18 protein-coding genes are annotated in these 22,936 nt (G+C 67.6%); 6 read left to right on the top strand and 12 right to left on the bottom strand.

What is annotated here, in order from left to right:
- Positions 1-198: hypothetical protein (locus QHF83_RS43825; protein WP_282424063.1), on the top strand; the 198-nt coding region annotated here is incomplete at its 5' end.
- Positions 199-512: 314 nt separating this feature from the next.
- Here the strand turns inward: QHF83_RS43825 and QHF83_RS43820 are convergent.
- Together QHF83_RS43820 and QHF83_RS43815 are read right to left on the bottom strand one after the other, a co-directional pair.
- A complete protein-coding gene (locus QHF83_RS43820) occupies positions 513-4,349 on the bottom strand; it encodes a protein kinase (RefSeq protein WP_282424062.1) in 3,837 nt (1,278 codons plus the stop codon).
- 69 nt (positions 4,350-4,418) lie between these two features.
- Positions 4,419-5,261 carry a nucleotidyltransferase domain-containing protein gene (locus QHF83_RS43815; RefSeq protein WP_282424061.1) on the bottom strand — a complete coding sequence of 281 codons (843 nt, stop codon included), beginning with the start codon at positions 5,259-5,261 and terminating at the stop codon, positions 4,419-4,421.
- Positions 5,262-5,492: 231 nt separating this feature from the next.
- On the opposite strand from QHF83_RS43815, the gene QHF83_RS43810 reads away from it, so the two are divergent.
- The gene (locus tag QHF83_RS43810; RefSeq protein ID WP_282424060.1) at positions 5,493-6,197 is read left to right on the top strand and encodes a hypothetical protein; all 705 of its coding nucleotides are present in this window, start codon (positions 5,493-5,495) and stop codon (positions 6,195-6,197) included.
- 79 nt (positions 6,198-6,276) lie between these two features.
- On the top strand, positions 6,277-6,708 hold the full coding sequence (locus QHF83_RS43805; RefSeq protein WP_282424059.1) for a hypothetical protein: 432 nt from the start codon (positions 6,277-6,279) through the stop codon (positions 6,706-6,708).
- A gap of 90 nt (positions 6,709-6,798) precedes the next feature.
- Here QHF83_RS43805 and QHF83_RS43800 read toward each other — a convergent pair whose 3' ends face one another.
- Entirely contained in the window at positions 6,799-7,623 is an 825-nt protein-coding gene (locus tag QHF83_RS43800) for a DUF6597 domain-containing transcriptional factor (RefSeq protein ID WP_282424058.1), read from the bottom strand.
- Positions 7,624-7,657: 34 nt separating this feature from the next.
- On the opposite strand from QHF83_RS43800, the gene QHF83_RS43795 reads away from it, so the two are divergent.
- Positions 7,658-8,083, top strand: a complete 426-nt coding sequence (locus tag QHF83_RS43795; protein ID WP_282424057.1) for a VOC family protein — start codon at positions 7,658-7,660, stop codon at positions 8,081-8,083.
- Here the strand turns inward: QHF83_RS43795 and QHF83_RS43790 are convergent.
- Positions 8,053-9,561, bottom strand: a complete 1,509-nt coding sequence (locus QHF83_RS43790) for a nitrilase-related carbon-nitrogen hydrolase (RefSeq protein WP_282424056.1) — start codon at positions 9,559-9,561, stop codon at positions 8,053-8,055. The two genes, QHF83_RS43795 and QHF83_RS43790, sit on opposite strands and share 31 nt — an antisense overlap.
- A 95-nt stretch (positions 9,562-9,656) precedes the next feature.
- Between QHF83_RS43790 and QHF83_RS43785 the strand changes: the two genes are divergently transcribed.
- The gene (locus QHF83_RS43785) at positions 9,657-10,199 is read left to right on the top strand and encodes a PadR family transcriptional regulator (RefSeq protein WP_282424055.1); all 543 of its coding nucleotides are present in this window, start codon (positions 9,657-9,659) and stop codon (positions 10,197-10,199) included.
- Positions 10,200-10,288: 89 nt separating this feature from the next.
- Here the strand turns inward: QHF83_RS43785 and QHF83_RS43780 are convergent, their stop codons facing one another.
- The 4 genes from QHF83_RS43780 to QHF83_RS43765 all read right to left on the bottom strand — a co-directional run bounded on the left by QHF83_RS43780 (position 10,289) and on the right by QHF83_RS43765 (position 13,685).
- Positions 10,289-11,014: a hypothetical protein gene (locus tag QHF83_RS43780; protein WP_282424054.1), complete on the bottom strand. Its 726-nt coding sequence runs from the start codon at positions 11,012-11,014 to the stop codon at positions 10,289-10,291.
- Between the two features lie 81 nt (positions 11,015-11,095).
- Complete coding sequence (locus QHF83_RS43775) at positions 11,096-11,584, bottom strand: hypothetical protein (RefSeq protein ID WP_282424053.1); 489 nt, start codon at positions 11,582-11,584, stop codon at positions 11,096-11,098.
- Between the two features lie 443 nt (positions 11,585-12,027).
- On the bottom strand, positions 12,028-12,639 hold the full coding sequence (locus tag QHF83_RS43770; RefSeq protein ID WP_282424052.1) for a hypothetical protein: 612 nt from the start codon (positions 12,637-12,639) through the stop codon (positions 12,028-12,030).
- Between the two features lie 68 nt (positions 12,640-12,707).
- Positions 12,708-13,685 (bottom strand): DUF4423 domain-containing protein, encoded by a 978-nt coding sequence (locus QHF83_RS43765; protein ID WP_282424051.1) that lies wholly within the window; start codon positions 13,683-13,685, stop codon positions 12,708-12,710.
- A gap of 108 nt (positions 13,686-13,793) precedes the next feature.
- Between QHF83_RS43765 and QHF83_RS43760 the strand changes: the two genes are divergently transcribed.
- Complete coding sequence (locus QHF83_RS43760; RefSeq protein WP_282424050.1) at positions 13,794-14,423, top strand: hypothetical protein; 630 nt, start codon at positions 13,794-13,796, stop codon at positions 14,421-14,423.
- Positions 14,424-14,468: 45 nt separating this feature from the next.
- On the opposite strand, the gene QHF83_RS43755 is transcribed toward QHF83_RS43760, so the two are convergent.
- The 4 genes from QHF83_RS43755 to QHF83_RS43740 form a co-directional block, all read right to left on the bottom strand.
- Positions 14,469-14,909, bottom strand: coding sequence for a VOC family protein (locus QHF83_RS43755; RefSeq protein WP_282424049.1), 441 nt, complete (start codon positions 14,907-14,909; stop codon positions 14,469-14,471).
- A complete protein-coding gene (locus QHF83_RS43750) occupies positions 14,906-15,766 on the bottom strand; it encodes an AraC family transcriptional regulator (RefSeq protein WP_282424048.1) in 861 nt (286 codons plus the stop codon). Before QHF83_RS43750 ends, QHF83_RS43755 begins: the two co-directional genes overlap by 4 nt.
- Before the next feature lie 132 nt (positions 15,767-15,898).
- Positions 15,899-20,554, bottom strand: coding sequence for a protein kinase (locus tag QHF83_RS43745; RefSeq protein ID WP_282424047.1), 4,656 nt, complete (start codon positions 20,552-20,554; stop codon positions 15,899-15,901).
- A gap of 187 nt (positions 20,555-20,741) precedes the next feature.
- A complete protein-coding gene (locus tag QHF83_RS43740) occupies positions 20,742-22,853 on the bottom strand; it encodes a serine/threonine-protein kinase (protein ID WP_282424046.1) in 2,112 nt (703 codons plus the stop codon).
- Between the last annotated feature and the right edge of the window lie 83 nt (positions 22,854-22,936).

Below are 22,936 nucleotides of genomic sequence, written 5' to 3'. Positions count from 1 at the left end.
AGACCAGAAGACGATCCAAACCATTATCAGCCGTCAGGCGACCTGTCCGATATGCACCCTGGCGGCCATGGGAACACGAGCGGCCACGACCTCTTCGACGGGCTCGCGATCGACACCAGCCACCTAGCACGTGATCGACGGACGGCCCATGGCTGCCCCATCCCCGTCTCGTGCCCGGTCCGGCACATCTATTGCTGAGTTCAAAGCGAAGGTTGGGCGAGAAAAGTGCAACGCTTCGTGGAGGCTTCTATGGGCATATGCTTCGAGGCATCGGTTTCGGCTTATGCATGATGGGGGCGAGCTGCTATTTGACGCAATGCTTCGTGCAAGGCACGCGGATCGCTGCATGGGCGCAGCGAGCTGCGATTGCCTCGATGCCGAGGGCGTCGCGGGCTGTGGATGCGTCACATCGGCGACGGAGGGATCCGCGTCGAGGGATGCAAGCCCTGATGGGCCGCTCGGAGCGCGCTTCAAACGCCTGCGCTCCGACACCGCGATTCGACGAGTAGACCCTAGGCCGCTTGCTCCCAGGCCCTGACGAGGTCGAGGATGCGCGCATTCTGGGTGACGTTTTCGAGGAAGCTCCGGCGTAGCTCCGGGTCCTGGAGCTTTGCCGCGCGTGACAGCAAGAGGTCTCGGGCCTCGAGCAGCATGACTCGCGCGCGGGCGTGATCGCCCGTCGCGTGCAGGGCCTCGGCGTGGGTGAGGCGCAGGTACATTCCAAAAGGTCCGGCGCTCGCATCGTGCTGCGCGACCGCATCCTCGATGAGGCGCAGGGCCTCGTCCGTGCGCCCTTGCTGGAGGAGGATCTTTCCGAGCGTCGCCAGCGCCGACGAGCGCCATAGCGTGGTGCCCACGAGGACCTCGGTCGCCGTGCGCGCCTCGCGCTCCGCCGCGCCGAGATCCCCGGAGCGCCGCAGGATGACTGCCAGCGTCATTCGGACGAGGCTCAGCAAATTGGGGTCGTTACGCGCGGCCTCGGAGTCCAGGATGCTCGTCACCAGCGCCCGCGCATCTTCCAGCACCCCACGCTCCACGAGCGACCAGGCCCAGATCCACCTCCCCCATGACGCATAAATGGCTGACTCGTCGCCCCCCTGAACCATGTCGCGCAGCTCCTCCTCCACGCGTGCATACGCCCCGAGGCACAGATAAATCACCGCGACGCTCAGGCGCGCCTTCCCCGTATGCCGGCGCTCGCCGGCCTCCTCGTAACTCGCCACGGCGGTTCTTGCAGCCTCCAGGCTCCCCCAGTAATCGCCCTCCAATTGAAGCGTCGCGCTCCGAGACTCGTGCAGCCTGCCCCGAACCTCGGGATCGTGCGCCGCAAGGGGGCTGCCGAGCTGCTCCATCCGCGCCGCGCAGAGCTGCGCGAGGTCACGCCTGCCTTGCTGAATCAGCGTCTCCCAGACGAGCCCAAGGGCATACACGAGCTCCCGCACGCTCTCCGGGCACGGCTCCAGGTCGACGAGGGCCTGCACGTCGTCGCTGAGCCGGGTGGACGTGGGGAGCATCGGTGCGCTCGCGAGCTTCCATGCCATTGCCTTGATCCAGAACGGCGTGCGCGGCGCGGCCAGGCGCACGAGCTCCGCCATGCCCTTCGCGAGCGAGGCCCAGTCCCCTGTCCACCCGTACGCCTCGCTGCGGACGAACAAGAGTGACGTGCGAAGCTCGCCCGAGGCTCCGCAGCGGAGGCCTCGCTCCGCGGAGCCAATGGCCGCACGCAGATCCGCCCCCTGGAGCATCTGCCTCGCCGCCGCGAGATACCACTCCGCCGCGCGCTCCGGGCTCTTTCCACGCTCGAAATGCTCGGCCAGGCGCAATGCGTCGCCCTCACCCCATTGCAGGAGCCACTCCCCGGCGAGCCGATGTCCAAGCGTGCGGTCGGGCTCCGTCAGCGTCGCATGAGCGCCCTCCCGCAGAAGCGAATGCCGGAACGAATACTGCTCCTCCCCCGGAAACCTGCTCGTCTCGCTGCGTTGCACGACCTCACGCGTGGCCAGCATGTCGAGCCAATCGTGCGCGCGCAGCGCCTCGTCCCCACCGCCGAGGAGGTGCTCCACGCCGCCGCACCAGAAGACGTCCCCGAATACGCTGGCCGCGCGCAGCACGCGCCGCGCGCCTGCGGGGAGGGCGGCGAGGCGCGCCTCGACCATGGCCAGGACGGTCTCCGGCAATTGCTCCCCACGCCCTTCGGCCACCGCCCGGATGAGTTCTTCCAAGAAAAACGGATGCCCCGCGGCGCGCTTGACGATCTGCGCAATCGTCCGAGGAGCGGCCGCGCCCCCGAGCGCACTTCGAGCGAGCTCCTCCGCCGCCCGTGATGTCAGCTCGCCCAGGCGAATCTCGGACAAACCACGCTCCGCCCATACCTTGGGAAACACGTCGTGCACCTCGGGCCGACCGAAGGCTGCCACGAGGAGCGGCTTGCCTGAGAGATCCCGCAACGCTGCGTCGATGAGCTTCACGGAGGGAAGATCGCCCCAATGCAAGTCATCGAGGACGAGTAATACCGGGTGCGCACCACACTCGGCGGCCATGAATTGCCGAAAGGAAGTTTGAATCTGATCGGCCATGAGGCGCGCGTCGAGGCGCGCGGCGCGGAGCTTGGCGCTCTCGTCGTCGGGGAAGGGCGTGCCCGTCATTTCGCCGAGAAACCCGGCCACGTGGCGGACCTCGGGTTCGGCCACGTGGTGCGCAACCCGCTCGGTGAGCTTGCGTCTCCGTTCCTCGATCGTCTCGTGGCCCGCGACCGCGAATGCGTGCCGCAGCGCCGAGCCCACGATGGAAAACGCCGACCCTTTGCTCATCGCATCGCCGCGGCCGATCCACACGTCGACCGCGGGATGACGCTGGAAGGCCGCGCGGACGAACTCCTGGCGAAGACGGGACTTTCCGATTCCGGGCGGCCCGGTCACGAGCACGGCGCGCGCAATGCCTTCGCCGACGGATTCGTCGAGCAGGTCGAGCAGAATGCGTACCTCGCGTCCGCGCCCCACGAACGGGCTTGGTTTGCCGAGCAGCGTGCGCGCGGTCGCGCTGATCTCCTCCTCGCGGTGAAGCTCGAGCCCGCCCGGCCCACGCGCCACCACGAGGCGGGCTTCGAGTAGCCCCGCGGTCACCTCGTCCACGAGCACCCAGCGCCCCGCGGTGCGCAGGAGCGCGGCGGCCCGTTCGAGGACCTGTCCGACCGGGACTCGCTCGTCGACCTCGCCGAGGCCGGTGGCAATCGCAATGGGCGTCTCCGGAATGCGCGGGCGCAGCCAGAGGGCACACCGCGCGGCGCGCGCCGCAGCATCCGGGGCGCTCGTTGCATTCATGAAGACCGCCAGCGTCGAGCCGTCCGCCAGCCATTCGATTCGTGCGCCAAACCGCTCCGCGGCCGATTCCAGAACCTCCCGACGCGCACTCGTATGCTCGGCGTCGACGTCTTCGGCCGGCGCGCCCACGGCGACGATACTCAGCAATCGCTGCTCGCTCCCCGTCAGCGCTTCCGCAGGGGGCATATCGGAGAGCCACGACCAAGCATCACGCGCATCGAGGCAAGCAAGCGCCTCCGTGACCTCTCCCGCGTCGGCAAGCCGATCGGCCGGGTCCTTCGCGAGCATACACGCCACCAGCGCTTCGAGCTGCACCGACACCTCGGGCCGGAGCTTTCGCAAGGGCGGCGGATCTTCGAGCAGTACCTTCGCCAGGATGGCCATCACATGCTCGCCCTGGAATGCGGGCTGCCCGGTCAAGCACTCGAACAACACGGCGCCGAGCGCGAATACATCGACGCGCGCATCGAGCGAAGGCGCGCCACGCGCCTGCTCGGGCGCCATGTAGCTCGGCGTCCCCAGCACCACGCCCGTCCGCGTGAACCTTGGCGAAAACGGCATACGCGCGAGACCAAAATCGAGCAATTTCACCCGATCCAGCGCGCCATCCACGAGAAAGACGTTGCTCGGCTTGATATCACGGTGCACCACGTCGCGCGCGTGCGCTGTCGCGAGAGCCGAGGCCGCTGCGCTGACGACGGCCACACTCTCCTCGACCGTGAGCCTCCCGCGCGCGAGCCGCGCGCCGAGATCCTCTCCCGCGAGCCATTCCATGGCGAGGAAGGGCTCACCCGCGCTGGTAACGCCGTGCGTGACATACCGGACGATGCCCGGATGATCGAGCCCTGCGAGCACACGCGCCTCCATATCGAAACGCGCGATATCGCCGGGCTCCCGGTCATGGAGCACCTTGATGGCCACGGGCCCGCCGGAAAGGCGGTCGTGCGCCCGGAAGACCGAGCCCATTCCCCCCGAACCGGCGACCCGCTCGATGGCGAATCGATCGTCGATGACGTCCCCCGCCTGCATGCGCTCCCCCCAACGCGAGGGAATCTAAGGCGGCGAGCGCCATTCGAACAAGTCCACCGCCCGTGCGGATTACCCCTTCATTCCCGCTCGCTGGAGGATGGCATGCAGGCTTCCGGACAAGCTGCGCAAGCGCTGAAGCGCGCGCTCGTGCTCCCCGCCGCCGATGTCTCTCCAGATCGCGGCTTCCGTCTCGGCCAGGCCCTCGATCGTGATCGGGTAGGTCGCAGCTTCGGGGACGGCGCCCTTTTCGTTGATCAGATAGCGGCCGTTCAGGGCAAACAGCACCTGCGCCGCGCAGCACAGCGCCCGGTAGGCGCAGCCCGCAATGTGCGTGCGTTCGGCGCGCCTGGCCGCTATTTCGGCATTTTCGATGGCGAAGCCCACCTCCCATCCGAAGCGGGCGACCAGCGCGTCCCGCAGCGTCTCCGGATACGGCCACGTTTGGCTCTTCAACTCGGCGATGAGGCCGAACGGATCGAGGAGCGGCTGGCAAGTTGCGACTTCGCCCATCCAGATGGTCGAGCAGAAGCCGTGGGGGTGCCCGGTTTGGTAGTTCATCGAGAAGCGGCCCTGCCGCGCGTCGGCGATGGCGGCGCGCACGCCGCCGAGATCGCGGTAGATGAGATCGACCTCGACGCCGCCGATGCTGAGCCAGCCGCCGCCGTTGATCCAAGGGCCCCATTCGCCGATCTGGGTCACGGTCGATGAAGGGTCGTCCACCAGCGGGGCGACCGCCGAGCGCAGCGCCTCTACCTGGAGTGGCGCATTCGGCTCGTAGTAGAGGCCGATGTCGTAGTCGGACTTGGGACCCGCCGTTCCCCGCGCGCGAGAGCCGCCGAGTACGAGTGCGACCAGGTTTTCGACGGGCCGGAGCGCCTCGACGACACGAGCAAGAACCGGAGCGTCCATCATCCGCGGAGGATGGCACCAAGCGGGCGGTCGTTCAATCCCTCGCGCGTTCGATTCTCGACGAACGGGCTCAACGCGCCGGAGCGGTGCATTCGCGCTTTTATAGGTGATTACGGCCCGTGATGCAACTTCCCTGGGTAGCCGGCTCGCGTCGAGCCCTCCCGGACGAGGGCACCTGGCGAGACCCGTCGTTGAAGTAGAGCGAAGTGCGGCGCATGGGTTATGCTCGCGCCCATGGCTGCGGAGCTCATGCGCATGCAGGCTTTTTTCCGTCCGGCGCGAGGACCTTGCATCGCTTCGCTCCTCTCCCTCGGCCTCCTCGGTTGCGGAGGCGCGCAGAGCCCCGTGCGCGAGCAGCAAGAGCCTCTCTGTGCGCAGTTCGCGGATCTCCATCCCCACTTGAAGAGGAGCCCGGGCGGAAGGGTCGAGCGTGATCTCACGTTACGGGCGACGCTGCTCGGCGCGTCGACGGTGCGTCCTGGCCAGCCGATCCGTCTGGACCTGTCGCTTCGGAACGATTCGACCACGATTTCCTACCCGGTTCTCACCCTCACCCGAGGCGAGAGCGACGATTCCCATGGGGGCGATCCCCAGATGACCCTGTTCGTCGAGTGGGACCGAGGCGATGGGACCTTCTGCGTCCCGAAGACCTCGCCCGCGTCCATGCGCTGCGGGAACGACAGTGCCGATCCGACGGAGCCTCGCATCGTCGAGCTTTCGCCGGGGCAAGAGCTGCCCTTGCGACGCGCGTGGACCCCGAGCTCCATCGTGGAGCCGAGCAGAGAGGGGCGCCTTCGGATGTTCATGCTCTATCAATACAGCGGGCGTTGCGAGGAAGAACCCGAGACGCCCGAAGCCGCCGAACGGCTCCGTAGGCTCTGCGAAATGCCGCCGTACACGCTCGTGGCGGGGCCGATCGAGGTGACGATTGCCCGGTGAGCACCGGGCGTAACGGGTGCTGGGCGGTCTTCCCTGTTGGGACGGCTGAAACCGAGGTGCGTGGAGGTCCAAGGAACCGATGAGCGACATGAATTTACCGTATTGGAAAGAAGTACGCAATTCGTGCCTCGATCCGTCAGCGCGCGACTATGATGTCAGCGCGCTCTCCGACACATTGACAGAGGTCATCGACCAGGTCGGCGTCGACAAGCTTCCGGATTGCATTGCGAACGCAGTCGAGAAGGCAGTGTTTTCCTTTGACGAGGGGGCGTTGCTTCTCGGTGTAGCCTCCTACTCGACCGACGACGAGGGGGCCTGCATCCGGCGGGTGCTGGTGCACTGGCTGGAGGTAGGTGTCGATGAAATTCGCGTGGCGCTCGCCCTTTTTTCGCAGGACACCTTCCCATTTCGCTCGCGCGCCCAGAGGGTCCCGATTCTGACCAGGATCGCAAAACGCTTTCCGAAATTCGCCGATAGGTGCCGGTATCTGATCGAAGCATCACCCGACTGAGTGGGGCGTGACGCCCATGGTCCTCGCCAGCGAACCCGCGGGAGGGCGGCGGCGCCATGCGCTGGGAGCCCACCGATCCGACGAGCGCCCTCACCACGTGCGTCGCCCGGGCGGGAGCTCCTCGTGATGGATGCCGAGCCGCGCACGCATCGCCGCCATCACGTCGCCCGGCGTGCGGCGGGCAAGGCGCCGGCTTTCGCGCACCAGGTGTGGCTGGTCGGCATAACCGGCCTCGGCGGCCCACGCGGCCATCGATGCGGACGGTCTCCCACGTACGAGCCGGAGGAAGTGCTGGTATCGCAGAATCCTGTCCAGCGTCTTGGGCCCATAACCGAAGTGATCGCTGAAGCGCCGGCGCAACGTGCGTTCGCAAAGCGAGAGTCGATTGGAGAGCCACCGAACCAGCGGCACGCCCGGCGGCGCGTCTGCTCCACGGAGCAGGTGAAACGCCTCGTTCATCGACGCGTCGATCCGAAAGGTATGCGGCCGATGGGCGGCGAGCCGCTGCTCCAGGGCAGCGAGGTCATTCACCGCAAATCGCGACGCCCTGGCGTTGCCCCACAGATCGTCCAGCGCCACGCGCCGGTTCAGCAGCACATGCGCCGGCACGCCGAGCCACGCCGCCGCGGCGCCCGGGCGAAAACGGTAGCCCACCACCACCGAACCGGCCCGCAGGACCTCGGTCTGCGGCTCGCGGTCGGGCCCGGCCACGCGCAGCCGCCCGCCATCGATGAATTGCAGATCCATGCAGCCGTCGGGCACCACCAGCACCGGTGCCGCGTCATGCGCCGGCATGCGGTGGATCCATCGACAGGCGAACACCTCGCGCAGCGCCGGCGGCACCGGCGCCTCGTCATAACGGCCAGTGGCCTGGGCCAGATCCACAGAGTCCGCGTGCGTGTCCGTTTTGTTCAAGACGGGGCTCGTGATCGGAGGAAAGATGGGCAGCATGAAGCCCAGAATTTCGGTCCTCACCGTGTGCGTGGATGACCTGGAGAAGTCCCTCGCCTTCTATCGTGACGGCCTCGGTCTGCCCACGCAAGGCATCATCGGCCGCGAGTTCGAGCACGGCGCAGTCGCCTTTTTCGACCTGCAGCCAGGCCTCAGGCTCGCGCTCTGGTCACGCGAGGACCTCGCCCACGATACCGGCATGGCTCGACCGCAGGGCCGTCCCGCGGCCGACTTCACGCTCGGCCACAACGTGCGCAGCGAGCAGGAGGTGGACGACGTGATGGCCCAGGCGGCCCGAGCCGGCGCCCGCATCGTGAAGCCGGCGCAGAAGACCTTCTGGGGCGGCTATGCCGGCTACTTCGAAGACCCGGACGGGCACTTGTGGGAGGTGGTCTACAATGCGGAGTTCTTGCCGGTGGACTGAAGCTCGACCCGCCGCCGAGCCGACCAGATCGCGCCGGCCGTGAGGGCTGCGAGACAAAGTGCGCAGAGATAAGCGAACCAGTCGCCGAATCTGGCATAAAGGGTCAGGTGGCCCGCGATTGGCGCGTCGGCATACAAGATGGCGCCGGGCGAGGCGAAAGAATCGTTCGACCCGAGGCGCACGCCGCGCGCGTCGGTCGCGATCGACAGGCCGTTGCTCGCCGCTCGCACGAGACTGAAGCCGCCCTCGATCGCGCGGAACACCGTCATCTCTCCGTGCAGGGGCGTGATCGCGCGCCAATCGTTGGCCGGCACGAGCAGCAGATCGACGCCCTGCAGCGCAGCCTTCCGGCCGAGCGCGGGGAAGTCGGCGTCGAAGCAGATGATCACGCCGAGGCGTCCGTACGGCGTGTCGAGCGTTTGCACCTGCCCATTGCCCGCGACGATGGGCTCGCCAGGCACGGGGATCGACTTCACGTATTCGAACGCGAGCCGGCCCTCGGGCGTGAAGACCATCGCCTTGTTGGTCATCCGCGCGCCGGGATCCCGGGGGACCTGGAGGGCGCCGGCGACGAGATGGACGCCGTGACGGCGGGTGAAGTCCTGCGCGCGCCCGACGAACTCGGCCTCGGAGCCTTCGTCGTATTGCGCCGCGCCCTCGTACCAGACGATCACCCGCGCGCCATTCTGGACGGCGGTTTCGGACTTCGCGAAAAGATTGTCGAGACGTGCGCGGCTGTTTCCGGCGCGGCAGGTGGTGTCCTCGCGCGCGGGGCAGCCTTCGAAGAAGAGATCGCTCAGGGAAGCAGGATTGCTGAGTGCTGCGACGCGCACGGTTTGGCGCGCGGTCCGAGGTGTGTAGCGAGCCCAGGCGCCGTAGCCGAGCGCGAGGATGAAGCATGCTCCGAACGCCACGAGCGCTGGATTGGTGCGGAGCGCGCGAGATTCGAACAGCCCCTGCACCGCGCTGGCGAACCACGCGACGAAGAACACGACGCCCCACAGCCCCGTCACCGAGGCGAGCTCCGAGAGCAGCAGGAAGTCGAGCTGGACGTACGCGTCGTTCGCCCACGTTCCGAACGGGCCGCCGAGAGAAACCACGTAGAGAAGGGTGACGTTCGCCGCAGGAAACACGAGCGAGCCCGGCACACCTCCGAGGCGCTGGGCTGCAAGGCGGTGCAGCAAATAAGGGACCGCGCCGAGCACGCCGGAGATCACGCTCGTGACGGCGTACTCCGCGTCCGGCATGGGAATGGCGCCTCGAAACGTGACGAAAGAGGCGATGCCGCACACGACCGCCGTCGCGGCGAAGCCGGAGCGCGGCGGCGACATCATCACGAAGCGCAACATCAGAGCCGGCGCGACCCAAGCCGCGAAGACGTTGGCGTGAACGCCGTTCGAGAAGCAGAGCGCTACCGCGCCGAGGGCGAGGATCGCCCAGCGCACGCGCTCGGAGGACAGCGTCTTCAGCGAAGGCATCGTGACCACCTATGCACCTTGTAGCATAGGTCCTAGCATCCGGCGCCGGGATATGCAACCATGTGCATACGTAGATCGATCGGAGGAGCCTCGCCATGTCCCTGAAGCACTTGATCCTGGCCGTCGTCGGCACGCGCCCGGCCACGGGCTACGAGATCACGAAGGAGTTCGACGAGGTCGCCGGGTTCTACTGGCGCGCGACGCACCAGCAGGTGTACCGCGAGCTCGCGGCGCTCGCCGAGGCGGGGCTCGTGCGGTTCAAGGAGGTCGAGCAGCAGGGCAAGCCGGACAAGAAGGTGTACACGATCACGGCGAAGGGCCGGCGTGCGTTCGCCGATTGGTTCCGCGAGCCGCCAGAGGCGCCCCGTCACGCCGACCCGCTGATGATCAAGTTTTTTGCGGCCGAACTCGTCGGCATCGAGGATCTGCGTGCACAGCTCGCGCTTGCGCGCGAACGTCATGCGGCGCTGCTCGCCACGTTCGAGGCGATCGAGGCGAAGTACTATGCGGAACCGGTAGACGAGATGCCGCGGTGGAAGAAGTTGATCTATCTGACGCTGCGCCTCGGCATCACGCGCGAGCGCGCGTGGCTACGCTGGGCGGAGGAGAGTGAGCGGGTGCTGCGAGCGTGTGAGTGAAGCGCTCGAGAAAAACAAGCCGCCTTTTCGGCCAGAGGCCTTTCAGGGCGCGCTCAGCGTCACCGTGGTTTTGTGGTGCGAGCCGATGTCTATTCCGCGGGGGCATCGCATGTGAAGACCATGGTGGCCTGATATCGTACGCCTGGATCTGGAGGCTCAGGCAGTAAAATCTCTCGCCCGCAATTCAACTTGTACACGTGTTCGATGGCACTGCCCCAGCCTTTTACGGCCTGACCGTAATCCGCCCACTCGAGGAGGGCCGTGCAGGTATTGGTTCTGCAATCAACATTACGCACCGAAAACCCATCCGATGTCTCCATGGTGCGCAGCTCGTCCAAGAGCAGCGTCCGCGCTCGAGGCGCCCATTGGGAATCCACGGGGGCGCGCTCGTGCGCCTCCACGATTTCTCGATGATGCTTCTCGCGATGGGCCTTCCATTCCTCGGGATCGGGCAGCGCAGCCGGCTGGTAAGGACTCTCTTGGTCCGTATCGGACGGAGCTTCGCGCTTCTCGAGCGCTGCGAGGCGTTTCTTGAGGTCGTCGAGCTCCGAAGTCCCGGTTCCCTGGTTCGCGCCGGTTGGAATCCGTATCGTGCCCGGTTCGTGCGAAACATGAGGAGCCGTGCTCGACGGCGTGTTCATGTTCGTGGTTTTATCGCGGGAGATGAGCACCGTCGCCATCGCTCCGGCGAGCGCCCCCGCGATGAGCGGAAGAATGCTCGAGAAGATACTACGTGCAGCCGCCATGCAACTCTCCTGAGCCAGCGCCAGGTTGGCAGCATTTCCCAAAGCCGCGTAGGAAAGCTGCCGGGACAATGAGAGGAGCGAGCGGGAGGGGCACGAGGTCACAGGGGTGCACCATGACAACCATGCCCCCTCCCAGGATACGCTCCCTCGTCAGTTCGAGATGTAGAAGCCCCTGAAGCTACTAGCAGATGAGCCCGAGATTGTCCCGAGCGTCAACTGCACGAACCCGAAATCGGAGGCATAGGTGCTCGTCCAGTATGTGCGTGCAGGGGAGAGTGTGTAATTGCCGACGCCTGCCGCTGATGACGAGGCTCCGCAAGCTCCGCCATTGGAAGCATAGTACGAAACGCAAGCAACCGCATAAATAGGCGTACTGGAGTTGCCGTTGTACCCGTGCATGTTCAACGTCGCCACGTCCTCCTTCTTGAAGCGGTCGTCATCATTCACGGCGCAGTTGATGGTCAAGTTGTCCGTGGTGGAGTAATTGGACAGGCCAGCCGAAGATGTCCAGGAATCGGTGGTTCCGCGCGCGAAGCACGCCATCGCAGATTCACGCTTATGCAGTGCTTCGGCGTTGGAAGCACCAACTGCCACGGAGGCAAACATCGCTCCGACGGCGAAAAGCCAAACGGTCTTCATTCGCATTTTTCTAGCTCCCTTCGGGATATGCATTCGATCCCGGGAATGTCGCAATGTTGCGTTCACGCCGCGTCACCCACCGCGGACGGTTGGCAACTTGCGCACGGATGCCGCTTACTGCGCGAGCACGCGGAGTTGAACTAGATTTCGTTGCGGACGTCAAGGATGAAAAAGCGTGCTGTCGTCCATGGCAGTCACACGCATGGATCCATGCCAATAAAAAAATCTAGTGTTGATGAATAATGAGGAAGGAACTCGACGGACACGGCTTACCTGTGAGCGATATCGAACAGCAGATGTAGAAAAGTACAACATCGTCGCAGCTCCAGAGAACGAACCGGACCGGCTCGGTCGTGGGAGGGACGTCGAGGTGGGCGGAGCCTGCGGTGGGGGGGCGGCGTGATGCGCGACGGGATCATGCAGCTTTGGCGTCCAAGCGGCACCTAAAAGCCGAGGTGCATCAGCGTCCAGCCGTCCGCGGTGCGGTAGAGGACGGCCGCGGCGTCGCCGCCATCGAGCAGCAACCCGTCGCCGAGGGCGCCCGGCGCAGGCGATTCGACGGTCCTCCCGCCGATCCGCCCGACGAGGACGGGGACGTCGTTGCGGAGCTTTCGAGGTCGCAGCTCCCAGCGCGCGAGCCAGCCGAGGTCGGCGTCGACCTCCGTCGCGGATGGCGTCGCCCCTTGGCTGCCGTCGACGTCGGCCACCTCGGTCGTCGTCCAGGATTGCCCCCGGCGCCCTCCGCCGAGCAGCTCCACGGCGCCCTTCCCCCAGAGGATCGCAATCCCCCCGGCGCCCGCGCGGCTCTGCACGAACACCACGTCGTCGAGGATGCCGTCGCCATCGAGATCCCCGCGCAAGTTGCACGGGCCCGACATCGCGCCGTCACATTTGGCGCGGTGATCCGGCAGCGCGGCGCTTAGCCGGGCCGTGAGCGCCCTCGGGAGCTCCCCCACGGACGGGCTTGGCTCCGGCGGGGGCGCCGGCTTGCAGGCGCAGAGCGTGGGCGCGGCGAGGGCGAACGAGGTCAGGAGAAAGGCTACGATGGGCTGCATGGCGGCTCGTTATCGGATCGGGGGCGCGGAGTGTGACAGGCGCGCCGCGTACGCGACGCAGCGTTCGGTCACGCGCCGAGCTCGAGGAGCTGCATCGCCACCAGCGCGACGCAGTCGGGCTCGCGCGAGTCCGACACGATCTGGCGAAGCTCGTGGAAATACCGCACGTGCAAAGCCCGCAGCCGCTCGAGGTCCGAGCGCGCGACGCTGACCAGGTTGTAGGAATACAGGCCCGGATCGCCACGAAGCTGCCGGCGCGCGGCGACGTCGAGCCAGTGCGCTTTCAATCGTTGTCGTGGCTCGGCGGGCCCTCGGGTCATGTCGACCGTCTCGGCCGTCGCGGCATACCGCCCTTCGTGCCATCGGATCAGGCCCGCTCGCGAGAGGGCCTCGAGGCACGCGCGCACCTCGTCGTCCGGCAGCCCGAGGCGAGCGGCGACCCAGGCGTCGTCATGGCAGGGGAGGGCGGCGTAGCTGGCGAGCTCGAGGACGCGCAGGACGGCGTGCGACCAGGGCAGCTCGGTCGCGATCCGGCGGCGCTCCTCGAGCACACGGAAGTCGCGCGCGACCGAGGGCAATTGGCTCGGGTGGACGAAGAGGGCCAGGAAGTCGAGCAGTCGGTCGGTGGTCGCGTCGACGATGGCCAGCACGTCGGGGAGCCGCGGCTGGGACGTGCCCGCCATGAAGCGCGACACCTGGGACGCGCTGCGCCCGATGCGGGAGCCGATCTCGGCGTTGCTCAGGCCCCCTTTGAGGACCTGAAACAGGGTGGCCGTGAGGGCCGGGTCGGAGACGGCGACGTCCGCGCCGAGGCCCGGCTCCTGGCGCACGAACTCCGCGAGCGCGCGATGGACGTCGACACCGTTGTACGCCGCGACGCGCAGCAGGGTGGGGAGCGTGGGAAAGCGCCGCCCGGACTCCCAGCCGAACGCGACGTTCGTGCCGTACCCGAGCCGGACGCTCAGCTGCCGCTGCGAGCGCCGGCCGCGGAGCGCTCGGCAGAAATCCTTTGCGATTTCATCGTAGTGCGCCTTCCTGTATCGCATATGTGCACATAGGATAGCAGATCGGCACGATAGATAATGCGTATGTGCGCTACGCGGCGCTTGCGTTGGCCCGTGGGGTGCGGCAAGTGGAGGGCGAAGGAGGCTTCGATGAACGCACGACTTGCTTGCTGGGCTTTGGTGGGGCTGCTCATGGGGTGCACGAGCACGGGGGGACAGACGGGGGAGATCGGCGCCGATCCCTGTGATTCCCTCCCGGCGATGGCGGGAGAGCTGCGCGTGGACCATGGCCTCACCGAGCCGACGCCCCTCGGTGTGAGCGGCCAGGAGGCCATCGACGCGACGGGCGGGTCCGGGAGCTTCGAGGTGGCGTGGGCCAACGGGACGAAGAGCGCCGTGAGCTGGTCGCTCGCCGCCGATATCGAGAGCTCGCCGGTGGTGCAGCACATCGACCGCAAGAGCGAGTGCGCCGACGAATACTTGCAGGTCCTCGTGCTCGGGCAGGTCTCGAGCGCCGACGGCATTCTCCACCACGAGCAGCGCGGGGAGCTCTATCGGGGCGACGACGGGGCCGCGGACCTTCGCTTGGCCTTCTCCTTCGAGGAAAACCCGTTCCCGGACGTGTACGCCGGCGGTATGTCGGGGGACAGCTGCTCGACGTGCGGCTTCCCCTACGAGCTCGTCGTCGAATCGCGCTGGGAGGCGGGCGCGTCGACCCCGCGGGGCCACGTGTATTTGATCGAGACGGGCACGCTGCTCGGCGAAGTCGGCACGTTTTGAGCCGTGACGCCGGTTGCCGACCGATGAGGGACGAACGTGTGTCGGTCAGCCCTTCATCAACGCGGTGTAGCGTCGCTGCATCTCGTCGGGTGTCACCGCTTCGATGCTGTGACCGATCAGCCACTCGTGCCCGAACGGATCGCGCACGGTGCCGGACCGCTCGCCATAAAAGTGATCCGCCGGCGGGCGCACGAGCGTGCCGCCCGCCGCCACCGCACGGTCGATGAGCGCGTCGGCGTCGTCGACATGGAGGTGGATCGATACAGACGTCCTGCCGATCGATTGCGGCCCGAGGATGTCGAGCTCCGGATACTCCTCGGACAGCATCACGATGGTGGCGCCGAAGTCGAGCTCGGCGTGTCCGATCCGGCCGCTCGGCTCGGTCAACCGGAGCTTCTCGGTCGCACCGAAGACGTGCTTGTAGTACTCGATCGCTCGGTCGGCCTGCTTCACGCGGAGATACGCGAACGCTTCGTGGATCTTCATGGCCCGATCTTGCCCCGGCGTGCCGGCACGGTCTTGAACGAATTTGAACTCGGCGTGTCGATCGGCACGTGGTGCGCGTGGGCCGGTGACAGGAGGCGGAACCGGCTCGGCGAAACTCCGGCAAGCTCGCGAAACTCGCGCGTGAAGTGCGCTTGGTCGCTGTACCCCGCGTCGAGGGCGATCTCGCTCCACGGCCGTGTCGACGCGGCCCGCGAAAGCACGCGCTGGAAGCGGCGAACGCGGCAGTAGCGCTTCGGAGTCAGCCCGACCGCCTCGTGGAACATGGTGATGAAGTGCCGATGGCTGTAGCCAGTTTCGTCGACCACGGCGCCGACGTCGAACGTCGTCTCGAACCGCGCGAGCGCGTGCGCGACGACGGGATTCACGCCGCGGACGCGCGGAAACCGTGCCGCGAGCGCGGATTCGAACAGATCGAGCGCGGCATGGGGCGATCCGACCTCGAGCAGGCGATCGCGCAGCTCGAGCGCGGCCGAACCCCACACGTCCTCGAGCGCGGTGTGCCGCTCCGCGAAGGCCTCCGCGGGGATCCCGAGCAGCGGCAATGCCCCGCCCGGGCAGAGCAACGCCCCGACCGACCGCGACGGTCGCGAGATGTCGCGCTCGTAGAACGTCGAGCGCGCGCCGCCGATCACCGCTCGGCCGACATCGGTTGCGATGCCGGCTCCGTCGAACACGCGCAGCGGAGGGTCGGTGAGTCGAACCACGACGTGCATCGAACCGGTCGGCAACACGCGCTCGCGCTCGAACCGCCCGTCGCGATCCGCGGTGTCGTCCGAGTACCACAACATCTGGACGAACAGCCGCAGCGGTCCGCGTGGCTCGCGCCTGATCACCATGCGGCCAGGGTAGCTCGGCGGTCGGCCTGAGCCAGAAATGATCTCGATGGGTTCAAGCATCGAGCTGCGCTGAGCACGCATGGCCGCGTTCGCGGTACCGTCGGTTTGTCCGCGGAAGCGGACAGGCTCATTTTATCGTGATGCGCCGTCGGCGGCCGCGGCGCGGGCCGCTTCGACGCGACGCTCGCAGGTCTGCCGCTCGGCGCGGGCCATGTCTTCGGACACGCCCAGGTGTTTGACCGTCCAATCGACGGATACGCAATAGGGCGTCGCGGCCCATAGCTGCGGGGCATCGGGGTTCGAGAGCGGCGTCAGATCTTGCCACACCTGCACGGTCTGATCGTCGGAGGCGGTGACGATTCGCTTTCCATCGGGGCTCCACGCCGCCGAGGAAACCCAGCCCTCGTGCCCGCGAAGGACCAGGGGTTCGCCCGTCCCATCGGCATTCCAGACCCGCGCGGTCTTGTCCACGGAGACGCTGACGATGCTCTTGCCGTCCGGGCTCCACGCCGCCGAACGGACCCAGCCCTCGTGTCCATGAAAAATCAGGGGTTCGCCTGTCCCCTCGACGTTCCAGATACGCGCCGTCCTGTCGGAGGACGTGGTGACGATGCGCTTTCCATCGGGGCTCCAGGCCGCCGATTCCACCCAATGATCGTGTCCGCGAAGGATCCGCGGCGCGCCCTCCCCATGGGCATTCCACACCCGCACGGTCCGATCCGAGGACGTCGTGACGATGTGTTTACCGTCGGGGCTCCACGCCGCCCAGCGGACCTCGCCCTCGTGCCCGCGGAGGACCCGCGGTTCGCCCATTCCATCGGCATTCCATACGCGCGCCGTCCGGTCCTGGGAGGCGGTGACGACGCGCGTGCCATCGGGGCTGAATGCCGCCGAATTGAGCGCGCTCTCGTGCCCGCGAAGGACCACGGGCTCGCCGGTTCCATCGGCACTCCATACGCGCGCCGTCCGATCCTGGGAGGCGGTGACGATGCGTTTGCCGTCCGTGCTCCACGCGGCCGAGGAGACCCAGCCCTCGTGCCCGCGCAGGATCAAGAGTTCCCCTTTCCCGTCGGCATTCCACACCCGCGCGGTGCCGTCCTCCGATGCGGTGAGGATACGCTCGCCGCCGGGGCTATAAGCCGCGGAAGAGACCGCGCCCTCGTGCCCGCGGAAAACCAGCCGCTCCCCGATCCTCCGGGCGTCCCATATCCGCACGGTCCTGTCGGAGGAAGCGGTGACGATACGCCGGCCATCCGGGCTCCATTCCGCCGCACGGGCCCAGCCCTCGTGCCCGCGCAGGATCCAGGGCTCGCCGACTCCATCGGCGCTGTAGACCCGCGCCCGTTTGTCGTCGGACGTGGTGATGATGCGCTTGCCGTCGGAGCTCCATTTTGCCGACCGGACCCAGCCCTCGTGCCCGCGCAAGATCAGAGGCTCGTCCGACCCGTCGGCATTCCACACACGCGCCGTCCTGTCCTCCGACGCGGTGACGATGCGCTTGCCATCGGGACTCCACGATGCGTAACGCACCTTGTTCTCGTGCCCGCGCAAGATCAACGGTTTGTCCTTCCCGTCGGCCTTCCACACCCGCACCGTCCTGTCCGCGGAGGCGCTGACGATGTGCTTGCCATCGGGGCTGAAATCCGCCCACAGGACGGCATTGTCGTGGCCGCGCAGGACGAGGGGCTCGCCGGTTCCATCGGCATTCCATACCCGCACCGTCCTGTCGTACGACGCGGTGACGATGCGCTTTCCATCGGCACTCACGGCCACCGAGTGCACCGCATCCCCGTGTCCACGCAGGACGAGGGGCTCGCCGGTCCCATCGGCATTCCACACCCGCGCCGTCCTGTCGTCGGAGGCGGAGGCGACGCGTTTGCTGTCGGGGCTCCAGGCGACCGCATTGACTGCGCTGTCGTGACCACGCAGGAGGAGGGGCTCGCCGGTCCCATCCGCGCTCCACACGCGCGCGAGTTTGTCGCGGGACGCGGAGGCGATGCGCTTGCCGTCGGGGCTCCACGCCGTGGAAAAGACACTGTCGTGATGGGGGAGCACCACGAGCGTGAGCCCGCTGTGCAAGGCCGTCCGCGCCAGATCGGACCACTCGCGCGGCACCCCGGGGGGCTCGACCTCGCGCAGGAGCGCGAGCGCGGTCGTCGGATCGGTCTCGAGGAGCTCGCGCGCCATGGCCATGCGGGTGGTATTGCGCGTCAGCCGGGCCTCGTCCTGGGCGAGCGCCGACGCTTCGTCCGCGCGCGCGGCTTCTCGGCTCGCCCGGCTCGCGAGCCCGGACACGAGCAGGGCGATTGCACTGACGGTGGCAATGGCGCCCGCGACGATCCGCCGGCGAACGCGCCGCGCGCGCTCCGAGAGCGCGACGACGGCCTGGAGATAACGCTCCTCGCGCCCGCCGAATCCGACGGCCGAAGCCACGCGCCCCTCGGCGCGCCGGCGCTCGAGCCACACGCGCGCCTCCTCCGCGGCGCGATCGCGCCAGAGCAAGCCCTCGGCCTTCCCGCTCGCCTCCCATTGCTCGGCCGCGGCGCGTAGCCGGGCCAGAAACTGCGCGTCGAGCTCGCTCTCGTCGAGCCATTGCTTGAGCTTCGCCCACCTCTCGACGAGCGACTCGTGAATGAGCTCCACCCGCGTGCCCTCGCGCTCGCTGGAGGTCTCGATGAGCAAAAGCCGCGCGTCGGCGAGGTGATGGACCACCTGCTCCACGGCGCGGCCGTCCTCGGAGAGCGCATAGAGCTCCTCCAGGCTCACCACCGCGCGCGTGCGCTGGGGCGTGACGAGGCGCAGGAAGACCGCCCGGCAGAGCCGCTGGTCGAGCGACGAGAGCCCGGAGAGGACCGCGTCCGCGTGCGTGGACAGCGCACCTGCGACCCCGCCGAGCTGCTCGTAGCTGTCCTGGGTGAGCAGGCGGCGCTCCCGATCACGCGCCTCCCAGAGCTTCGCGGCCGTGAATTGCAATAGGGGCAGGGGGCTCTGCGTGCGTTCGAGCGCGCCGAGCATGCCCTCGATCATCTCCTCGCTCTCGAAGCCATACCCGGTCGCCTCGATCGGCCGCGTCAAGGCCTCGCGCAGCCCCTCGTGCCCCACGGGCGGCAGGAACGAGAGCCCGCGAATCACCTCGGCCATCAGCTTTCGATCCTCGGTCAGGCGATCGAGGAAATCGGAGCGGATGGAGAGAATGACGCGCAGCGGGGACGAGGCGTCGTCGGCCGCGCCCTCGATGCAGGCGGCGAATGCCGCGCGCTCGGCGGGGTCGGTCCCGAGGGTATAGAGCTCCTCGAATTGATCGACGAAGAGCAGGATGCGGTGCAGGCTTCCCTGCCGGCGGCAGCGCGACCGCAGCCGGGCGCCGAGGAGCCCCGGCTGCGTGCGCAGGGTGGCCACGAGATCATCGGGATCCATCGGCTCGAACGCGCCCGCCCGCGTGCTCTCCGGCGGGGCCGCCGAGATCTGGGTGAGCACCTCGGCGAGCGCGGCGAGGGGCCTTCGCCCCGGGCGCAGGAGGAAGGTCTCCCAGCGTTCGCCCGAGCGCTTCAAAGCGGGGATCACGCCCGCGCGCACGAAGGACGATTTGCCCGCGCCCGAGGGCCCGGCCACGGCCACGAGCGGCTGGTGGCGGAGCTGCCCGAGGACGCTGGCGACGTCGCGATCGCGGCCGAAGAAACGCGCGGCGTCCGCCTCCTGGAATGCGGAGAGGCCGGCGAAGGGGCTCTCGTCCTCGTTTTGCGCGAGCGACTTTCGGCCGGGCAGGACCGCCTCGAGCGCGGCGAGCAGCTCCTCGGCCGAGTTGAAGCGCTCGGCTTTGCGTTTGCTCAAGCAGCGGTCGATGACGTCGCCGAGCGGGCCCACGTCCGCGCGTTTGTCGCTCACGCGGGGCATGGGTTCGTCGAGGTTCTCGACCTGCGAGAGCTGGAACAACGTGGCCGGGGCGAGCGGATGCGCCCCGGTGCAGAGCTCGAAGAGAATGATGCCCACGGCCCAGATGTCGCTGCGCGCGTCGATGTCCTCGGCGCGCCATTGCTCGGGCGACATGTACGGGAGGGTGCCGAGGAGCGCTCCGTCCTCGGTCAGGCCGGCGCCCTTGATGCGCGGCTGCCTGGAGACGGTGATGGCCGAGAGCTCCTCGGCCTCGACACGCTTGGCGATGCCGAAATCGAGCACTTTGATGTGCCCCGCGGCGGTCAGGAAGATGTTGTCGGGCTTGAGATCGCGGTGCACGATCCCGAGCTGATGGGCGCACGAGAGCGCGCGCACGACGGGCAGGACGAGCTCGACGGCGAGGCTCGGCGACACGCGCCCGCTTCGCGTGTCCGCGGGGGAGCGGGGCTCGAACGCGCCGGGGGCCTCGCGCTGCGCCAGGAAGGCGCTCAGGGTGCGGCCTTCGAGGTGCTCGAGCACCATGTACGGGTATCCGTCGTGCTCGTCGACCTCGTGGATGACCACGATATTTTCGTGCTTGCAGCGGGCGGTGGCGCGCGCCTCGGCGAGAAAGCGCTCGGCGCCCACGCCGCTGTGCTCGAGCAGGACCTTGATGGCGACGAGGCGGCCGAGCTTGGTGTCGCGGGCGAGGAACACGATCCCCATGCCGCCCTCGCCCAGCTTGCGGATGAGCTCGTAGTGCTTGATGCTGGAGCCGGCCTGCAAAGACCCGGGGAGCGACTCGGGTTCGGGCCTGGCAGACGAGTCTGCGCTGGCGGTCGGGGCCAGCGGGAGATCGGGATCCGGGCTCTTGGGATGCGCCTCCGGGGGGCCGCTGTTCTCGTTTTGCAACATCGCTGCTCGCGCCTTCTCGACCCGCAACCTCGCTTGGCGGGGGCGATGCTAGCATCGAGCGCGCGCGATTTCTCGGATTCTCCTCGGTGATCTCGGGCACTCTCGGCTTGATGTGCTCGGTCGGCGGCGTACGTGCGGCCGGCTTACATTCGCTCCCACGCAGCCCGGTCGTTCACGTACGCGCCCCTCACTTGAACTTGACCGCGGCCGTTTTCGACTCTCCCGCTTTTACGGTGACGGTTACGGTCTGCTTCCCTTTTTCGGGGTGGATGAAGGTCACCGTGTGTGTCCCTGCCGGCACCGAAAGGCCGACCTTGGGTGTGCTGCCGAGCGGCCGCCCATCCAGCACGACCTTCGATACCGGGATCGAATTGATGTTGAGCGTCCCATTGTTCTGCGCTGCCTGGGTGGTTGTCGTGCCAACCGCGGGCGTCGTCGGCGAGGGGCCCGGCGCTCGTGCGGCGTCGCCCGGCGTTTGCGCCGGGATCGTCCCGACCACTTCCGGCACGGAAGGTGACTCGGCGGGCGGCGTCGACGGTGCCTCCACGAGCCTCGGAGGCTCGGTATCGGGAGGATTCGCACGCTGCGGCTCGACCCCCTCGAGGGGAATCAGGACAGGGCTTTCTTCCCCTCGCTCCACGCTCGCGGACACGATCTTCTCGCCCTTCCCGGGCGCGACCACTTTGACGATACGGTCTCCGGGCGCGAGATCACCGACGACACACGGCGTCGTCCCGCAACGCTCCTGTCCATCCACGTAAATCGCGACCTTGCCGAGTTCGCGGCCGGTGACCTCGATCCGGAGCCCTCCTGTTTTCGGAATCAGCACGAATGCCACGAGGCCCAATGCAGCGAGCAGCGCCGAGACGCCGAGTACGATGCCGAGCTTCTTTGATGTGCTTCCCGTGGTCGGCGGGGTCGTCGCGGCAAGGCCGTGCGTCGTCGCGGCCAATTGAGGGATGGATGGCAGAAATGGCTGCGATGCAGATACAATCGGCGCTTGCATCGAGGAGGTGGGGGCGTACGCGGGTCCGACGTGCGCCGGGGCGGAGGGCAGCGGTGCGCGGGCCGACGGCGGCAAAGGTGCCTCGAGGGGAGGAGGCGGCGCCGCGCGGAGCTCGGGCGGAGGCGTGTGCAGCGGCAGCGTCTGCAAACCGGCGGGGCGGGCTTTCTGGGGCTCGGGTGGCGGCGGGGCGGTCGGTTCGAGCGCGGGGTAGAAGCCCGGAGGAAGCACGGCGGTTTGCACGGGCGGAGGCGGTACGGAACGCGGCTTGGGAGGAAGCGGCATCGTCGCCTCCATCGATTGCGGCTTCCTGATGCCGAGCAATGCCTGCGGACGAATCTGCTGCGTCTCTCCGTCGTCGTACCCGCTATCGAGTAGCTCGGCCAGCGCCCGGACGGCCTCCTCCACGTTCGGCCATCGCTCGGCGGCGTTTTTCCGGAGGCACCGTTCGAGCCATTCGTCGAAGCCACGCGGAAAGACGTGTGCTTTGAAGCCCGCGCGGGCCACCGCAGACGGAGTCGGGTGAATCGCCACGCCCATGACCATGTCTGCGACGGTCCCGCGCTCCGCGCCTGTCCATAGATGTCCGGGCGGCGCGCCGAGCAAGAGCTCGTACGCGATGACGCCGAGGGCCCAGACATCGGTCTGGGGCGTGATTCCGTGCGAAATGACGACCCCCATTTTCGCGGCCATGGGTCGCATGGACGCGCCGAGCTGCTCGGGCGCGGCGTACGCCGGCGACCCGACCTGCGTGGCCGTTCCCTGGATGCCTTCTTCGAGGACCTTCGCAATGCCGAAATCGACGACCTTGAGCAGCGGGCTCTTTCTGCGGTCGTACGTGAGAAACAGGTTTCCCGGCTTGAGATCGCGGTGAACGACGCCCGCCGCATGCGCTTGCCCGAGCGCATCGGCGAGCTGGAGGAAGAGGATCCGCATGAGGCCTGGCGGCACGGGGCCCCGCTGTTTGACGTATTTGTCGAGGGTATCGCCTTCGAGCAGCTCCATGGCGAGGTACGGCACGCCGCGCTGCGGATCGATCCCGGCGTCGAACACGTCGACGATGTGCGGGTTTTTCCCGATCCGCGCGCCGACGCGGGCCTCCTGGACGAACAGGTTGCGAATCTCGTCACGGTCGACGAGCTGTGGGAGCACGAGCTTGAGCGCGCACGCGTGTCCCGTGCCGAGGTGCGTCGCGCGATACACCGCGGCCATGTTGCCCTGCCCGAGCCACGACTCGACGCGGTACCGCTGGGCGACGACGTCGCCAGGGGCCGCGGGTCCTCCTGCGGATGCCATGAGGTGGGAGTGTAGCGCAGTGGGTTTGGTAGGGGAAACATGTACACGTACTACGTTGGTGGTATCGACATGGGAACGGAGTT

The organism is Polyangium sp. 15x6 (genome assembly GCF_029960785.1).
Lineage (GTDB): Bacteria > Myxococcota_A > Polyangia > Polyangiales > Polyangiaceae > Polyangium.
The sequence above is the reverse complement of the archived record's forward strand: the minus strand, read 5'-3'. Positions and strand labels throughout refer to the sequence as shown.